The 14639-nt window shown below is 41.4% G+C and carries 16 protein-coding genes and 1 pseudogene; 14 read left to right on the top strand and 3 right to left on the bottom strand.

Annotated features, from left to right (window positions below):
• Positions 1-51 precede the first annotated feature (51 nt).
• The 14 genes and pseudogenes from M1G14_RS06075 to M1G14_RS06010 form a co-directional block, all read left to right on the top strand.
• Complete coding sequence (locus M1G14_RS06075) at positions 52-1443, top strand: APC family permease (RefSeq protein WP_247919515.1); 1392 nt, start codon at positions 52-54, stop codon at positions 1441-1443.
• 104 nt (positions 1444-1547) lie between these two features.
• Positions 1548-1784 (top strand): DUF2829 domain-containing protein, encoded by a 237-nt coding sequence (locus M1G14_RS06070; protein ID WP_000141913.1) that lies wholly within the window; start codon positions 1548-1550, stop codon positions 1782-1784.
• Positions 1777-2475, top strand: coding sequence for a 3-oxoacyl-ACP reductase (locus tag M1G14_RS06065; protein WP_024055044.1), 699 nt, complete (start codon positions 1777-1779; stop codon positions 2473-2475). Before M1G14_RS06070 ends, M1G14_RS06065 begins: the two co-directional genes overlap by 8 nt.
• A gap of 381 nt (positions 2476-2856) precedes the next feature.
• Positions 2857-3516, top strand: a complete 660-nt coding sequence (locus tag M1G14_RS06060; RefSeq protein ID WP_024055043.1) for an ABC transporter ATP-binding protein — start codon at positions 2857-2859, stop codon at positions 3514-3516.
• Between the two features lie 4 nt (positions 3517-3520).
• On the top strand, positions 3521-4723 hold the full coding sequence (locus tag M1G14_RS06055; protein ID WP_024055042.1) for an ABC transporter permease: 1203 nt from the start codon (positions 3521-3523) through the stop codon (positions 4721-4723).
• 98 nt (positions 4724-4821) lie between these two features.
• Entirely contained in the window at positions 4822-5319 is a 498-nt protein-coding gene (locus M1G14_RS06050; RefSeq protein ID WP_024055041.1) for an NUDIX hydrolase, read from the top strand.
• Positions 5316-5756 carry an ASCH domain-containing protein gene (locus tag M1G14_RS06045; RefSeq protein WP_049474270.1) on the top strand — a complete coding sequence of 147 codons (441 nt, stop codon included), beginning with the start codon at positions 5316-5318 and terminating at the stop codon, positions 5754-5756. The genes M1G14_RS06050 and M1G14_RS06045 overlap by 4 nt, the downstream gene beginning before the upstream one ends.
• 290 nt (positions 5757-6046) lie before the next feature.
• Positions 6047-7426, top strand: a complete 1380-nt coding sequence (gene glmU, locus M1G14_RS06040) for a bifunctional UDP-N-acetylglucosamine diphosphorylase/glucosamine-1-phosphate N-acetyltransferase GlmU (RefSeq protein WP_049523083.1) — start codon at positions 6047-6049, stop codon at positions 7424-7426.
• 9 nt (positions 7427-7435) lie between these two features.
• Positions 7436-7981, top strand: a complete 546-nt coding sequence (locus M1G14_RS06035; protein WP_031574455.1) for an NUDIX hydrolase — start codon at positions 7436-7438, stop codon at positions 7979-7981.
• Positions 7982-7992: 11 nt separating this feature from the next.
• The gene (gene macP, locus M1G14_RS06030; protein WP_024055894.1) at positions 7993-8328 is read left to right on the top strand and encodes a cell wall synthase accessory phosphoprotein MacP; all 336 of its coding nucleotides are present in this window, start codon (positions 7993-7995) and stop codon (positions 8326-8328) included.
• 24 nt (positions 8329-8352) lie between these two features.
• The gene (locus M1G14_RS06025) at positions 8353-9045 is read left to right on the top strand and encodes a 5'-methylthioadenosine/adenosylhomocysteine nucleosidase (RefSeq protein WP_045759216.1); all 693 of its coding nucleotides are present in this window, start codon (positions 8353-8355) and stop codon (positions 9043-9045) included.
• Between the two features lie 160 nt (positions 9046-9205).
• Positions 9206-9829, top strand: coding sequence for an endonuclease III (gene nth, locus M1G14_RS06020; protein ID WP_049506625.1), 624 nt, complete (start codon positions 9206-9208; stop codon positions 9827-9829).
• Between the two features lie 266 nt (positions 9830-10095).
• On the top strand, positions 10096-12063 hold the full coding sequence (locus M1G14_RS06015; RefSeq protein WP_049523082.1) for a peptide ABC transporter substrate-binding protein: 1968 nt from the start codon (positions 10096-10098) through the stop codon (positions 12061-12063).
• Positions 12064-12226: 163 nt separating this feature from the next.
• Positions 12227-12436, top strand: a pseudogene (locus M1G14_RS06010) (PaaI family thioesterase); the annotation flags it as partial.
• 108 nt (positions 12437-12544) lie between these two features.
• Here the strand turns inward: M1G14_RS06010 and M1G14_RS06005 are convergent.
• From M1G14_RS06005 to M1G14_RS05995, 3 genes are all read right to left on the bottom strand, one after another.
• Entirely contained in the window at positions 12545-13138 is a 594-nt protein-coding gene (locus tag M1G14_RS06005) for a helix-turn-helix domain-containing protein (RefSeq protein WP_049522943.1), read from the bottom strand.
• A 170-nt stretch (positions 13139-13308) separates the two neighbouring features.
• A complete protein-coding gene (locus tag M1G14_RS06000; RefSeq protein ID WP_004219638.1) occupies positions 13309-13695 on the bottom strand; it encodes a bleomycin resistance protein in 387 nt (128 codons plus the stop codon).
• 11 nt (positions 13696-13706) lie between these two features.
• A complete protein-coding gene (locus M1G14_RS05995; protein WP_049522944.1) occupies positions 13707-14534 on the bottom strand; it encodes an exodeoxyribonuclease III in 828 nt (275 codons plus the stop codon).
• Positions 14535-14639: the final 105 nt, after the last annotated feature.

Genomic DNA, 14639 nt, shown 5'->3' with positions numbered 1-14639 from the left:
CTTTTCTGATCCAAGTATGATAGAATAAACTCAATAGATGGGAGAATATACATGAATCTATTTCGAAAAAAAGCTTTGGGACAGGTTCACCCAGGGTTAAACCGCCATTTACGGTTGTGGGATTTAATTATTTTAGGAATCGGTGCCATGGTGGGGACAGGGATCTTCACGATTACGGGTACTGCAGCAGCGAATTTAGCTGGTCCAGCCTTGATTATTTCGATTGTGATTGCGGCTTTTTGCGTCGGCTTATCTGCCCTCTTTTTTGCAGAATTTGCCTCTCGTATCCCTTCAACTGGTGGAGCCTATAGTTACCTCTATGCCATTTTTGGAGAGTTTCCAGCCTGGATTGCAGGTTGGTTGACCGTGATGGAATTCATGACCGCCGTATCAGGGGTTGCCTCAGGTTGGGCTGCTTATTTCAAGGGGTTGTTGGCCAATCTTGGCTGGCGTCTGCCGACGGCTTTAAATGGGACTTTTGATCCAGCTGCGGGAACTTATGTGGATCTCTTACCTATTTTGGTCATGGTCCTAGTCACAGCCTTGGTCCTTATGAATGCCAAAGCCGTCTTACGCTTTAATTCCTTGCTGGTCTTACTCAAGTTCTCAGCTCTTGCCTTGTTTATTCTTGTCGGGATTTTTCACCTAAATCCTGGCAACTGGGGAAACTTTGCCCCTTATGGCTTTGGCGAAATTTATGGTGGTCAAACAGGGATTATGGCTGGCGCTTCGCTCATGTTCTTTGCCTTTCTTGGTTTTGAGTCCATTTCAATGGCAGTTGATGAAATCAAGGAACCACAAAAAAACGTTCCTCGCGGCATTGTCCTTAGTCTTTTGATCACAACGGTTCTTTATATCTTGGTTACCCTGGTTTTGACCGGCATGGTTCCTTTTAAGAACTTAAATGTAGATGATGCGGTTGCCTTTGCCCTTCGTCAGGTAGGAGCCGGCTGGGCAGGGAATTATGTATCGCTGGTCGCTATTTTGACCCTGATTACCGTCTGCATTTCTATGACCTTTGCCCTCTCACGGATGATTTACAGTTTGGCGCGAGATGGCCTTTTGCCAAAAGCTATGAAACAGCTCGATCCTAAAACCAGAATCCCAAAAAATGCGACATTGGTCGCTGGATTGATGGCTGCCATTGCTGGTGGAGTTTTTCCGCTAGCTAGTATCGCTTCCTTTTTAAATATCTGTACCTTGGCTTACCTGGTTATGTTGGCCTTTGCCCTCTTGAAATTGCGCAAGGAACACGGGGTTCCTGGACCTGGTGAATTTAAAACGCCTTTGGTTCCGGTCTTACCAATCCTATCGATTGTGGTCTGTGTGTCCTTTATGACCCAGTATCCTCTATCGACCTGGCTGGCCTTCGGAGTTGCTCTCTTGATTGGGATAGGAATTTATTTTGGCTATGGGTATCGCCATTCAGAAGAAAATAAATAAAAGATGAAAGCTAGAGTAGAAGAACTCTGGCTTTTTGTATAGGGAAAGCTCTTTTTTTGGTATAATAAAGGGAGAAAGTTAAATAGATAACAAAGGAGAACACCATGACATTTGAAGAGATTTTACCAGGCTTAAAGGCTAAGAAAAAATATGTGCGAACAGGATGGGGTGGAGCAGAAAACTACGTCCAACTCTTTGATACCATTGAGCAAAATGGGGTGGCTCTGGAAGTGACCCCTTATTTCCTCATCAACGTGTCTGGTGAGGGTGAAGGTTTCTCCATGTGGAGTCCAACACCTTGTGATGTTTTAGCGACAGATTGGGTGGAAGTCCATGACTAAAAGAGTCTTGATTACAGGTGTTAGCTCAGGGATTGGCCTAGCTCAAGCTCGACTCTTTCTAGAAAAGGGCTACCAGGTCTATGGAGTGGACCAGGGAGCGGATCCTCAGTTGCCAGGCGATTTTCACTTCTTACAGCGAGACTTAACCTTGGATTTGACACCAATCTTCGACTGGTGTCCTGAGGTAGATGTCTTGTGCAATACAGCGGGAGTATTGGACGATTACAAACCGCTTCTTGAGCAAAACGCTCAGGAGATTCAGGAGATTTTTGAGATCAACTATGTTACTCCGGTAGAGCTGACACGACATTATCTGACTCAAATGTTGGAGAAGAAGCAAGGGATCATCATCAATATGTGCTCCATTGCTTCTAGCCTTGCAGGCGGAGGTGGGCACGCTTATACTTCCTCCAAACATGCTCTAGCGGGCTTTACCAAGCAGTTGGCCTTGGATTATGCAGAAGCTGGAATACAGGTCTTTGGCATCGCGCCAGGTGCTGTCAAAACAGGCATGACCGCAGCAGACTTTGAACCAGGTGGTTTGGCGGACTGGGTAGCCAGTGAGACGCCCATCAAACGCTGGATAGAACCAGAGGAAGTGGCAGAAGTTAGCCTCTTTTTGGCAAGCGGAAAGGCGACAGCTATGCAAGGACAAATCCTGACGATTGATGGTGGATGGAGTTTGAAGTAGGAGGATGAAAAAGCAAGAGTTGAAATCTTGCTAAGAAATGTAATTGTTTTTTCCTTACTGAAAGAGGATCAAACCTAAGTGAACAATTAAGTTAGGACAGTGGTGAGATAGGTATTTACCTCTATGCTAAAGAAGATCTTACTGAACGAAATTAAACCTACCAGAGTGATCAGGATGAATCAGATTTCTTTATGATTGGTCACGATGGAGATCTAGCCTTTTTCACCAAAAAAAGACAGGGATAATAACAATTATGAAGATAACTGAGAATTAGTATAGAAGAACTTTCTAAATGGGATACTTGAAACTTTAAGAGATTATTTTAAAAGAAACGAATAGTACAATTGATTTGCTAAGTTATTGTGGAATGAAGGTGAAATCATGATTAAATTAGTGAATGTTACTAAATGTTTTAGTGATGGATCGAATGTCAGATACATTTTCAAAAATTGTAATTTTGAATTTAAAAAAGGTAGCACCACTGCAATAGTTGGCCGTTCTGGATTAGGAAAAACTACTCTTGTTAAATTAATATTAGGGATTACCAGTTTAAATGAGGGGGATATCTTAGTCTGTGGTAGTTCCATTTTAGATATGAAAAATTTGAGTAAGGTAAGGCGTAGGAATATTGGCTGTGTCTTCCAAAACTTTAATTTGATTTCAGGTTTCACGGTGAAAGAGAATATTCTACTTCCAAGATATTTTTTTGAAAATGGAGAGAATAACATTAACGAAATTTGTAACACTCTAGGTCTTTCAAAGGAAATGTTAAGTAAGAGTATTGATAAGATTAGTGGAGGTGAAAAACAAAGAGTTGCTTTGGCAAGAGCTCTTATTAATAATCCAGAAATATTGATAGCAGATGAACCTACTGGTAATTTAGACGCTGCTAACGAACAAAATATAATAGAATTGTTGAAGCGGATCAATGAGGAGTTAGGTATCACGATTATAATAGTAACTCATAGTGATAAGGTGGCGAATAGTATGCAGTCTATTTGCACAGTTGTTGATGGCAAAATTGAGTACGTAAGGAGATGATAAAATGAATCATTCCATATTATTCATTGCTAAAAGAGATTTAGAAGTTAACAAACGAAGATATAGATTAGTTCGACTGTCAATAGCGATCTCTGTTTTGCTAATTGTTTTAGTGATGCTCATTTCTAATTCTTTCTATAATAAAATGATTAAAGAAATGACTGTAGCAAATAAAAATGTTGTTACTGTTGCCTTTGGTAATAAAGAAAATTCTCTGAATTATAAAGCTTTGCCTTTATTTTCTAATGAAGATATTGATCGAGTAAAAAAAATAGATGAAGTAAAAAATATTACTGGTGTAAAACTATTATTTACGGATGATATCAAATTCCAAAATGGTAAGACATCGGTTTCCAATACTATCCATTGTCTAGAAGAAAAGTATTTAAAAAACCTGAATATTAGAATTGCTGAAGGGAAATTTCCAGAGAAGGACAATGAAATATTAATCGGAGATTCCGTACACAAGGCTACATCAATGAATGTCGGAGATACGGTGACTATTAAGATTGATAATCATTATGAAAAGTTTGTAATTTCTGGCATTATAGACAAGCAAGAAGCGCAGTTGTTTTCTACGTTGCCAACAGAAATAAATCAAATGATGGCAATCAATGTAAAAAGTAGTAGCGTTTCATCAAATAAGTATTACTATCTGAATGCTACTGTAAAAAATGGAACCGATTTAAATGAAGTAGCAAACAAGATAGAAAAGACTGTTTTAAAAAATGAAAATTTAAAACAATCTTTATCAGGAACAGGATTAGATGTTGTTTTAGCAACACAACAGGATGTTATCAATATGCTATCCAGATGGTTTTCCTACATCGACCTTTTTATCCTCTTAATCATAGTTCTTATCTCTATTGTAGCGATTATTAATATCATCAATATTCTAGCTATTACCATTCAGGAGAATCATAAACAGATCGCAACTTTTAAAATCATCGGTGCATCTGATCGACAGATAAAAAGAATATATTTATTTGAAAGCTTTATGATGGGAGTACGAGGTACAAGCGCGGGATTGGTGATAGGAATTGCTATTTCTTATTTGATCATCTTTTTGAGTGGATTACCACTAGATATTGAACTTACCAGATTGTTGTTCCCGGTATTAATAGGGATACTCACTTCAGTTTTTGCAGGATTATTGGTATCTAGAAAAATTACTAAAATTGATATTGAAAAGGTATTAAATCAATAGAGAAGAAATGATTAGGGTCAATAAGAGATGGTGTTGCAAAAAGAATAGCTATACTGGTTTCACTATCGACTGAGCTTTGAATGAAAGTAGAGGATTTGATGGAAATCAAAAATCACTTTGGCGTCTACGGAGTCTGTCTTCAAGAAGGGAAACTGCTCTGCATTGAAAAAACTAGAGGACCTTATCAGCATCGCTTTGATCTACCGGGTGGTAGCCAGGAACTAGGGGAAGGGCTGACTGAAACACTCAAGCGAGAAGTTCTGGAAGAGACGGGCTATACGATTAGCAGATACGCTAATCCTAGGATGTATGACGTGATGGTTCAAGAAGAGGGCAAAGATTTCGCTGTACACCATATCATGGCCTTTTATGATATCGTACTCGATTTCGAAGGCCCTCAACAATCCCTTCCTCAGGAGGTTCTTGATGGAAGCAATGATTCAGCAAATGCAGTTTGGTTGAATGTGGAAGAAATTACTGAAGACAATGCTTCTCCTTTAGTATTAAAGGTAAAGGCAGAGTTAGGAGGATTTCCAGAATTGGACATGACAAGCTATAGAAATTGGAAGGTGAAAGAAAAGAAGGAGAACAAATGACACCTCAAGAAATGTGGAATGCCTACAAGCAAATCAACCCCTCTATCGGAGATGAGATAGATGCCTGGGCTTTTGGAGTGGACCCAGACCTTTTAGCGGAACTGGTCTTTAAAGGCGAAAAAACAGCAACTGCCTCAGCTTACGATCTTTACGCAGTAGAGGACGAACCCCTTCCCCAAGAAGGAACCTTTGATGTTGTTTTAGACAGTAAGGATCAAGCTGTCTGCATTATTGAAATTACAAAGGTTTCTGTTCAGCCTTTCCATCAGGTTTCAGCCGACCATGCCTTTAAGGAAGGTGAGGGAGACAAATCTTTAGCCTATTGGCGTCAGGTTCATGAGGAGTTTTTCACGGAGTGGCTGGAGGAAGCAGGTCTGACGTTTACACCTGGCAGCAAGGTGGTTTTAGAAGAATTTCGCAAGGTTTATCCGTTATAGAACGAGGCTGGGCAAAAACTGTCCAGCCTTCGATGTTTAATAGGAATAACTGTATGACGCAGTGGTTGATTGCTCAAAGCACTGCTTTTAGGTGGTGGTTAGGACTTGCGAAGCAAGGTTCCTAAGTATTTGTTCGCTACTTAGCTCCAAAGATGACCTATGAAGATGGAAAACGAACTCTTTTTAATAAGTCGAAGCTCTTTCCCACTCCCTTTGGTTTGGGTCTTATTTTCCAAAAGGGCTAAAAAATGGTATAATGTAAGCGATATTGTACAGAAAAGAGAAATGTTATGCCAAATTATGCCATTATTTTAGCAGCGGGGAAAGGTACCCGTATGAAATCAGATCTGCCCAAGGTTCTTCACAAGGTTGCTGGGATCTCTATGTTGGAACATGTCTTCCGTAGTGTTGGAGCTATCTCACCTGAGAAGACGGTAACGGTTGTGGGCCACAAGGCGGAATTGGTGGAGCAAGTATTAACTGGACAAACAGAGTTTGTCAAACAAACCGAACAATTGGGAACTGGTCATGCGGTCATGATGGCAGAGCCAGTCTTGAAAGGTCTTGAAGGGCATACCCTCGTCATTGCAGGAGACACTCCTTTGATTACGGGTGACAGTCTCAAACACTTGATCGACTTCCATATCAACCACAAGAATGTGGCAACGATTTTGACAGCCGAAGCAGCTAATCCATTTGGTTATGGCCGGATTGTCCGTAATGACAATGCAGAAGTGCTTCGAATTGTTGAGCAAAAAGATGCGACAGATTTTGAAAAACAAATTAAAGAAATCAATACAGGGACTTATGTCTTTGACAATGCGCGCCTCTTTGAAGCTTTGAAAAATATCAACACCAACAATGCCCAAGGTGAATACTATATCACAGATGTCATCGGAATTTTCCGAGAAGCAGGTGAAAAAGTCGGGGCCTATACGCTCAAAGATTTTGATGAAAGTCTTGGGGTTAACGACCGCGTGGCCCTCTCAACAGCAGAAGGCATCATGCGTCGTCGCATTAACCAAGCCCACATGGTCAATGGGGTGAGCTTTGTCAATCCAGATGCGGCCTATATCGATGTCGATGTTGAGATCGCATCAGAAGTGCAAATCGAAGCCAATGTTACCCTAAAAGGGCACACAAAAATTGGGGTTGAGACAGTTTTAACTAATGGAACCTATATTGTGGATAGTGAAATTGGGGCAGGTGCTGTCATCACTAACTCTATGATTGAAGAGAGCACGGTAGCCGATGGCGTAACGGTAGGACCATACGCTCATATTCGCCCAGGTTCTAGCCTCGCCAAAGATGTCCATATTGGAAACTTTGTCGAAGTCAAAGGTTCGTCTATTGGCGAAAATACCAAAGCTGGTCATTTGACCTATATTGGTAACTGCCAAGTCGGCAGCAACGTCAACTTTGGTGCAGGAACCATCACAGTGAATTATGATGGCCAACACAAGTTTAAAACGACGATTGGAAACAATGTCTTTGTCGGATCCAATTCGACGATTATTGCACCAGTTGAATTAGGCGACAATTCCTTAGTCGGTGCTGGATCAACCATTACCAAGGATGTACCAGCTGATGCGATTGCGATTGGTCGTGGCCGTCAAGTGAATAAAGAAGAGTATGCCCTTCGCTTGCCACACCATCCTAAAAATAAATAGGAGATTCTCATGCAATTTGAAGAAAAAACCATTGAGCGCAAGGAGATTTATCAGGGACCTATTTTCCAAGTGGTCACTGATCAAGTAGAACTACCCGCTGGAAAAGGCCAAGCGCAGCGTGATTTAATCTTCCATAATGGAGCAGTAGCGGTTTTGCCGATCACAGAAGATGGGAAAACGATCTTGGTCAAGCAGTACCGCAAGGCGATTGAAAGGACTTCAGTGGAGATTCCAGCAGGGAAGTTAGAAAAGGGAGAAAATGCAGATCCTAAAGCAGCTGCTCTGCGTGAATTGGAAGAAGAAATTGGCTACACAGCGGATCTAGAGTTGTTGTATGATTTTTATTCAGCCATTGGATTTTGTAATGAGCGGATCAAACTTTATGGTGCGACCAACTTGAAAAAGGTGGAAAATCCACGTCCACAAGATGCGGATGAGACCTTAGAGTTATTAGAAGTGACCTTGCAGGAAGCGAAAGATTTAATCCAAACTGGCGAAATCTGTGATGCCAAGACCATCATGGCTATCCAATATTGGGACTTAATCAATAAATAGAGGAGGATCCGATGGGAAAACCTTTATTAACCGATGAAATGATTGAACGAGCAAGGCGAGGTGAGGACATCACCGGTCCTAATATGGTCGATGCTGAAGAGACGAAAATTATTCGGACAGACCACAGGGGATTTGGCTATGAACGTCCTATGAGAGAAAGTCGTATGGAGCGTCCACAAGAGCGTTATTCTCAGGATACTGTGCAGATCCAAGTGGAGCCCACAGTGACAAAGAGTCGTCGCATTGAAGAACGCAAGCAAAGTGTGGTCCAATCCAAACTCAATAAGATTTTGTTCTGGATCATTGTGCTCCTCATTGCCTTGATCATTGCTATTTGGCGTCTATAAGGTCGTCACAAGGAGAAAAACGACATGAAAATTGGAATTATCGCAGCCATGCCCCAGGAGTTGAAGATCCTGGTTGAAGCCCTTGAAAATGGGGAAAAGCATCTGCGTCTTGGAAAAGTCTACTATACAGGATCGATTGGTCGCCATGAGGTCGTTTTGGTGGAAAGTGGTATTGGAAAAGTCATGTCTGCTATGAGTGTAGCAGTCTTGGCCAATGATTTTAAAGTGGAAGCCATTATCAATACGGGTTCTGCAGGTGCCGTTGCCCCAGGGATGGCTGTTGGGGATATCGTCCTTGCGGACAAATTGGCCTATCATGATGTGGATGTGACAGCCTTTGGCTATAAGTATGGTCAAATGGCAGGTCAACCGCTTTACTTTGAATCCAGTCGCTATTTTGTATCAGAAATGAAAAAAGTTCTGGAAGAAGAAGCTGCAACCACACATGTGGGCTTGATTACAACAGGAGATAGCTTTATCGCGAGTGAAGAAAAAGTCGCAGCCATTCGGGAGCATTTCCCAGAAGTATTGGCAGTTGAGATGGAAGGGGCAGCCATTGCCCAAGCCGCTCACGCAGTTGGACGTCCTTTCATGGTCATTCGCGCCATGAGTGATACAGCAGATCACGCAGCCAATATCTCTTTTGATGAATTTATCGTAGAGGCTGGCGAACGCTCTGCTCAAACCCTGATAACCTTCTTAAAGAGATTGGTGTAAAACAAACAATCGAGTCAAGGAAGATCTAATAGAGATAGAAGTGGGATTGGATGAATTTTTTTACAATTCGTTTTGTCCCTCTTCTTTTTTTGAAGCTGATTTTTTCAGAAATAGGGTGCTTTCATGCTATAATAAGGACTAGTAGTGCAAAGGAGAAGTTATGGTCTTATCAAAAAAACGGGCACGTCATGTGATCGAAGAAATTATCGCCCTTTTTCCAGATGCCAAGCCAAGTCTGGATTTTCGTAATCATTTTGAATTACTAGTGGCAGTTATGCTCTCAGCTCAGACGACAGACGCGGCTGTTAACAAAGCGACACCAGGTTTGTTTGCGGCTTTTCCAACCCCGCAAGCCATGGCAGCAGCCAGTGAAGCAGCTATCGCCAAGCATATTTCTAAATTAGGCCTCTATCGAAATAAGGCCAAATTTCTCAAAAAATGTGCCCAACAATTGCTGGATAACTTTGATGGGCAAGTACCTCAGACTCGCGAAGAGTTAGAAAGTTTAGCAGGAGTAGGACGCAAGACAGCCAATGTGGTCATGAGTGTAGGTTTTGGGATTCCAGCCTTTGCTGTCGATACCCATGTGGAGCGGATCTGCAAGCACCATGATATTGTCAAGAAATCAGCGACGCCATTGGAAGTTGAAAAGCGGGTCATGGATGTTCTGCCAAAGAGCGAATGGCTGGCGGCTCACCAAGCCATGATTTACTTTGGACGGGCCATCTGCCATCCTAAAAATCCTGAATGTGACCAGTATCCTCAACTCTATCATTTTGATTAGGAATCAGTTCCTCTGCTCGAAAGTGCAGAGGTTCTTTTTTGTGATGAAACGTATATTTATTAAAAGGATTGAAAGGTGATATCTTTGTTGGATCTGGTGGTAGGTGCCTAGACTCCCCTATCCGGCTTCTTTGAGATCGATTTCAAAATGCTTTTTCTTTATATCTTATTATATTCATTCAGAAATAACGAACTTTTTTAAAATAAATTTGGTTTTTTTTAAGAAATAGTGTATAATGGTAGAAAATCTAACATAAGGAGATAGTGATGAAAGCAAAAAAACTGTTAGCTCTTGCAGGAGTTTCTGTTGCAGGTGCCTTTCTCTTAGCAGCGTGTAGCGGAGGTAGTAGCAACCAAGCAACTTACTCATTCGTTTATTCAGCAGATCCAAATACCTTGGATTACATCGCTGCAATTCGTACAACGACTTCAGATGTCACAAGTAACCTTGTAGATGGTCTTCTTGAAAATGACCAATACGGAAACTTTGTGCCAAGTCTAGCAGAAGATTGGACTGTCTCTGAAGATGGATTAACCTATACTTACAAACTTCGTAAGGATGCCAAATGGTATACGAGTGAGGGTGAGGAATATGGTGCTGTAACGGCTCAAGACTTTGTTACAGGGATCAAACACGCAGTTGAGTCTAAATCAGAAGGTCTCTTCTTGATTCAAAATTCGATCAAAGGTTTGGATGCCTACGTAAAAGGGGAAACCAAAGACTTTAACACCGTTGGAGTCAAAGCCTTAGACGACTACACCATCCAATATACTTTGGTTCGTCCCGAAAGCTTCTGGAACTCAAAAACAACCTCAGGTGTTCTTTTCCCAGTCAATGCGGATTTCTTGAAATCTCAAGGAAAAGATTTTGGTTCGTTGAAACCTAGCAGCATCTTATACAATGGTCCTTATTACTTGAAATCATTGACTTCAAAATCTGAGATTGAATTGGTCAAGAACAAAGACTATTACGATGCGAAAAATGTTCATATCGACAATGTCAAATTAACCTTTAACGATGGATCAAACCCTGATTCTATCATTAAGAACTTTGAAAAAGGTCAATATTCCTTTGCCTCTGTTATGCCAAACAGCTCGACTTACAAGAGTGTCAAGAAAAACTTTGGCGACAACATTGTCTACGGTTTGCAATTGGGAACATCCTACTACCTTGGATTCAACTTGGACCGTCAAAAATATGACCACACAGCCAAAACAACGGATGAACAAAAAGCCTCTACCAAGAAAGCAATCTTGAACAAGGACTTCCGTCAAGCGGTGAACTTTGGTTTTGACCGCAAATCTTATGCGGCACAAGTTTCAGGGGCTGATGCGGCTGAAAATACCCTTCGTAGTACCTTGGTGCCACCAACTTATGTCCAAGTCAATGGAGAAGACTTTGGTAAAGTCGTTGAAAAACAATTGGTTACCTACGGAGACCAATGGAAGGGTGTGAGCCTGGACGATGGTCAAACGAGCCTTTACAGCCCAGAAAAAGCCAAAGCTTCCTTTGCGAAAGCCAAAGCTGAATTGCAAAAACAAGGCGTTCAATTCCCAATTCATTTGGACTACATTGTTAGCCAAGTGGACAACAGCATGGTCCAACAAGCTAGCTCCTTCAAACAATCTGTAGAGTCAGCGCTTGGTGCAGACAATGTCGTTGTGGACCTTCAAAAGGTATCGGATGATGATTTCCAAAATATCACCTACTTCAGCGATACAGCGGCTGCGAGAGATTACGATATCTCAGGCGGTGGTTGGGCTCCTGACTACCAAGACCCATCGACTTATCTTGAAAGTATCAGCCCAGTAAATGGTTCTGTCTTCTACTATCTTGGTATTGATGCAGGTTCAAACAATCCAGCCATTGCAACAGTTGGTTTGGATCAATACGCTAACATGTTGAAAGACGCCAATGCTGAATTGTTGGATCAAGGAAAACGCTATGAAAAATATGCAGCAGCGCAAGCTTGGTTGACAGATAGCTCGATTACGCTTCCAACTGTCTCAAATGGTGGTGCTCCAATGCTTCAACGGACCGTGCCATACAGCCGTGCTGCTTCATGGGTAGGTACTAAAGGAACAGGAACATTCTACAAATACCTTGAAATGTCTAAAGATGTTGTCACAACAAAAGACTTTAACAAGGCCAAAGAAGAATGGTTGAAGAAAAAAGCAGAATCCAATAAAAAAGCTCAAGAAGATCTCAAAGATCACATTGAGAAGAAAAAATAAAAAAATCAATCATTGGTCTATCAATGAGGATAAAAAAAGTCGAGGCTGGGACAAAAGTCCTAGCCTCTCAATTGTTTCTGGATTGTCGAGCAAGACGCAGTGGTTGAGTGGTCTCTACTACGCTGATTTCATCAGCTTTTACAGCCCTACTCAACTGTGCGGAGGTGGGACGCTCCAGTCTTCTATCAACTATTTGAAAGCTGGAAATCTAGGGGATGTCCTAACCATCAGGGGGGAATGTGTCCATCAAGGTCGTACAACCTGTGTCGTCGATGTAGATATCACCAACCAAGATGGCCGAAATGTCTGCAAGGCAACCTTCACCATGTTTGTCACAGGCCAACGATCTGAAGATAGACAGGTGAGGATATAAAAGAAAGAATGAGTAGATAGTTACATCCCAAAAATCCCGAGTGTGATCACTATCCGCAACTCTATAACTTTAAAGACATTTGAAAAGCGAGGTCTGATGACTTCGCTTTTATTTGATAGGGAAGAAAGTAAGTAAGAGCCAAGAAAACAACAGAGCAATAGCGCCAATTCCAAGGCTAAATAGAACAGGAAGGATAATATTTTGGTAAGGAGCCTTGCCCCTTTCCTCGGCTTCTTCAATCTCGCTCAGGCTGCGTCCTTGATCATAGGCGACAATCTGGCGAAAGGTACGAAGATTATGCTGTTTCTTAAATTTCTCAATGCGTAGGGCGTAGAACATTGTGATAGCATAAATCAAGCAACTAATAGCGATACCGAACCATTCCAGATAAAGTATTAGAGGAATCATTATTATAGGACTTCCAATTAGTAAAATGGTAAAAACCACTCCATCTTTTTGATAGCTCATAAATTCTTGGTCGTGAATAATTTGTTTCATGGTTTCTAAATCTCCTTTGACTAGTTTGTCCAATGACACTTCAAAGACCTTGCTCAGTAAAAGCAGGTTTTGAATATCAGGGTAGGTTGCTCCGCGTTCCCAGTTGGAAATGGATTGACGGCTGACAAAGATGATTTCAGCCAAATCATCTTGAGATAAATTTTTCTCTTTACGATAGTGCTGGATCTGCTTTCCGACTTGCATAAGATTTCCTCGCTTTCTGATTTCATTCTACCTAATTATACAAAAAATGGCTATCAAAGTTCTTTGACATGCTGATTTCATGGGCTTTAGCAAAGGTTTCTGTCACTGGATTTACAGGTCTGTCAATTTATATTTACTTACTGAAAAAGAGGCCAACAACCTCCTTTTTCTTATTCACTAAATCTTAAAAAATAGCCATCTGGATCTAGAACTGCAAATTCATGGGGATAGATATATTGTTCACCAACACGAAATTTTCTTTTGGTCAAAGGACGATGAATAGGATAGTTAGACTCGATTACTTTTTGATAGAGTCTAGGGACATCTTTTATGCCGAAGGAGATATTAACTCCACGACCAAAGGGGTAGGTCAGTTCAGCTAGTTCCTCCTTACTCCCCTCCTCTATCATTAGCTGGCACTCTTCAAGAGAAAGAAAGAGGAAGTTCTCTTCTGGTCGCCCGTATTCGATGGTAAAACCCAGTAAATCACAGTAGAAGGAACGGGACTGCTCTAAATTCGATACAATAAACTCAGGAATCACTGCATTGAAATTCATAAAGACCATCCTTACAAATCAATTTCTAATACAATTGGTGTATGATCTTGACGAGCGCCTGAGTCAATCATATCTGATTTAGTGACCTTGTCAGCAATGCGGTTTGAGGTTAACCAATAGTCGATTCTCCAGCCCGTATTGTTGATTTTTGAGGTTTTACTTCGTTGTGCCCACCAAGTATAGCGCTCAGGAACATCACCATGTAGGTGACGAAAGGTATCTGTAAATCCTTTGGCCAAAAGATTTGTAAATCCTTCACGTTCTTCGTCTGTGAATCCTGGTGAACGGCGGTTGCTGGCTGGGTTGGCAAGGTCAATTTCCTTGTGGGCAACGTTGTAGTCCCCAGTTGCAAGGACGGTTTTTTCTTTGTCTAATTCAGCCAAATATTCAGCATACTTAACGTCCCAAATTTGACGTTCTTCCAAACGTTTGAGTCCATCACCAGCGTTAGGTGTGTAGACCTGAGTCACGAAAAATTCATCAAATTCCAAAGTAATGATCCGACCTTCCAAGTCCATGGTCGAAGGAGCTCCGATTTCTGGGAAAGTCACAACTGGTGTGAGCTCTTTTTTATAGAGGAACATGGTTCCAGCGTAGCCTTTACGAGCCGGTTCTTGAGAAGAGCGCCAGGTGTTTTCGTAGCCAGGGAAGAGCTCCTCAAGGATTTCGAGGTGTTTTTTAGTAGGACCTTTGGCGGATAACTTGGTTTCTTGAATGGCAATGATATCTGCATCCTCAGAAACCAAGGTTTGGAGGACTTCTTGAGAGAGTTTGGCGCGTGCTGAATCACTAGTTAATGCAGCATTAAGCGAGTCGATATTCCATGAAATGAGTTTCATTGTATTTCCTTTTCTTGACATGATAGATAATTTTATTATAACAAAAAATATATTTTTTTCTGATTAGAATGCCTTGAATTCTCCCCTGAAATACATTATAATAGC

Source organism: Streptococcus parasanguinis (assembly GCF_023109675.1).
GTDB classification, from domain to species: Bacteria; Bacillota; Bacilli; order Lactobacillales; family Streptococcaceae; genus Streptococcus; species Streptococcus parasanguinis_I.
This window is presented reverse-complemented; position numbering and strand designations above follow the sequence as displayed.